Origin of the sequence: Caballeronia sp., from assembly GCF_049581465.1 — a bacterium.
Classification (GTDB): Bacteria; Pseudomonadota; Gammaproteobacteria; order Burkholderiales; family Burkholderiaceae; genus Caballeronia.
Genome location: NZ_JBAUSA010000124.1, coordinates 1 through 2,474, shown reverse-complemented (window position 1 = coordinate 2,474; position 2,474 = coordinate 1). Strand labels below are relative to the sequence as shown.

Genomic DNA, 2,474 nt, shown 5'->3' with positions numbered 1-2,474 from the left:
ACCCAATGATGTTCGGCGTCGGCACATCGTTCGCCCGTGAATTGCCACATGAGGATTTCAGCGTGATTCCCGCGCCTTCTTCCGTATCCCTTGTCACCGCGCGTTTGCACTGGGCATTGCAGGAAGTCGACGTCGTGTCGCTGGTCGGGCGGCCGGTCGCCGGGCTCGATACCCACCTGCGTCCGGGCGCACGCCTGTTCATCCTCAGCAGCGACGGCAGTAGCCCCGCCGCGGTTGCTGGACGGCTCGCTCAACGCGGCTTTGGTGCGAGCCGGGTTAGCGTGTTCGAGCATGTGGGCGGCGTGCGGGAACGCCGTATCGAGGGCGTCGCGAGCGCGTGGCCACCGGTCGATGTCGCCGCGTTGAACCTGATCGCGGTCCAATGCATAGGCGAGTGCGGAGCGTCACATTTGCCCCTTACCCCGGGTCTTCCCGACGACGCTTATCGACACGACGGCCAGCTCACCAAGCGCGATATCCGTGCGATCACGTTGGCCCGGCTGGCGCCGAGGCCCGGTGAACTATTGTGGGACGTGGGCGCCGGGTGCGGGTCCATCGGTATCGAATGGATGCGCTCGCACCCCGCGTGCCAAGCGATAGCGATCGAAGCGGACACGGGAAGGCAACGCCTGATCGAACACAATCGCGATGCGCTTGGCGTGCCTGCGCTCAGCATTGTGGAGGGTGTTGCGCCAGCCGCGCTCGAAGGCCTTGCGCAGCCGGATGCGATTTTTATCGGCGGTGGCGTGACGGTGCCGGCCATGCTGGATACCTGCTGGTCGCGTCTCAAGCAAGGCGGCCGGCTGATCGCCAACGCAGTCACGATCCAGAGCGAAGCGACACTGGTTGCATGGCGTGAACGCAATGGCGGTGAACTGGTGCGCATTGGCGTGGCGCACGCGCAGCCGCTAGGCACCTTCGATACATGGCGTCAGGCCTTGCCCATCACTCTTTTACACGCGACCAAGCCATGACCCTCGCGAAGACGCGCTACTGCCATGCGTGATGAAACGCTCGAACAGCCGACGCCGTTGCGTAGCGGCTTGACCCCCTTCGGTTGTGCGATGGATTGGCAAGGGCGCGTCGTGGAGATGTCGAAATGAAGCGCGTGTTGTTGCTCGGTGGTACCGGCGACGCGTTGCGGGTCGCGCGGCATCTCGGCCCTGCCCACGTGTATAGCCTCGCCGGATTGGGCCGCACACCGAAGGATCTGGCTTGCCGCGTGCGAGTAGGTGGTTTTGGCGGCGTGGCGGGGCTGGCTGGGTTTATCGAGGCGGAATCGATTGGCTTAATCGTCGATGCAACGCATCCCTACGCTGCGCAAATGAGCCGCCATGCGAGTGCGGCCGGTGCATTGGCGCAGGCTACGTGTTGGGCATTGCGGCGCGCTGCATGGCAGCCGCAAGCCGGCGATGACTGGCGCGACGCCGCCGATTTTGCTGCCATCATTGATTTGATCGCATCGTACGAGCGGCCGTTGTGGACCGTGGGGCGCGAACCGCTTTCGCACCTCGACGCAATACCCGCATCGCAACACTGGACCCTTCGTTGTCTCGATACCCATCCCGGCCACGAGCGTGCAACGATCATCGCGGCGCGCGGGCCTTTCACGCTGGAAGGCGAGCGTGCGCTCTTCGACCAGCATCGAACCGATGTTCTCATCAGTAAGAACAGCGGCGGCGATGCGACTGAAGCAAAGCTCGTCGTCGCGCGAGAGCGCGGCGTTCCCGTCGTCATGTTGCAACGGCCAGTTTTGCCGCCCGTCCAGCGCGAGTTCACGCAAGTCAGCGCGCTGATCGATGCACTTGAAACCTGGCTGAACCCGACTCCTCTTTCCGATAAAACTCCCTAAATGACGGTCTATTTCATTGGCGCCGGCCCGGGCGACCCCGAACTCATCACCGTGAAAGGGCAGCGGCTGATTCGCGCGTGTCCGGTCATCCTGTACGCCGGATCGCTCGTGCCGGAAGCGGTTCTTGGCGGTCATCGCGCGGAGATCGTCGTGAATACGGCCGAGCTTCACCTTGACGAGATCATCGGGTTGCTCGAAGCCGCGCATGTGAAAGGGCAAGACGTCGCCCGCGTGCATTCCGGCGATCCGTCGCTGTATGGCGCCATTGGCGAGCAGATTCGCCGATTGAATGCGCTTGGGATTCCTTATGAAATCGTGCCGGGCGTGACGGCGACGGCGGCTTGCGCCGCCTCTCTTGGATGCGAGCTCACGTTACCCGGGGTTTCACAGACCGTAATCCTTACGCGATTTGCCACCAGGACATCGATGCCCGACGGCGAGCAACTGGCCGACCTCGCGCGGCATCGTGCGACCATGGCGATTCACCTTGGCGTGCGTCATATCGAACGGATCGTCGCCGACTTGCTGCCGCATTACGGCGCGCACTGTCCGGTGGCGGTGATCTTTCGCTCAAGCTGGCCGGATGAAGAGAAGGTGCTCGGGACGCTCGCGGATATCGCGG

At 63.5% G+C, this 2,474-nt stretch carries 3 protein-coding genes; all 3 read left to right on the top strand.

The features are described 5' to 3' along the window. On the top strand, positions 1–974 hold a 974-nt coding region (cbiT, locus tag WCA53_RS03040), incomplete at its 5' end, for a precorrin-6Y C5,15-methyltransferase (decarboxylating) subunit CbiT (protein WP_423905322.1). Between the two features lie 125 nt (positions 975–1,099). Further along, complete coding sequence (locus tag WCA53_RS03035) at positions 1,100–1,852, top strand: cobalt-precorrin-6A reductase (RefSeq protein WP_423905320.1); 753 nt, start codon at positions 1,100–1,102, stop codon at positions 1,850–1,852. Continuing rightward, on the top strand, positions 1,853–2,474 hold a 622-nt coding region (cobM, locus tag WCA53_RS03030; protein ID WP_423905319.1), incomplete at its 3' end, for a precorrin-4 C(11)-methyltransferase. It abuts the gene before it with no gap.

Bases quoted from the DNA above. Each gene is read 5' to 3' on its own strand.
- WCA53_RS03035 (WP_423905320.1), top strand. From the start codon at position 1,100: ATGAAGCGCGTGTTGTTGCTCGGTGGTACCGGCGACGCGTTGCGGGTC.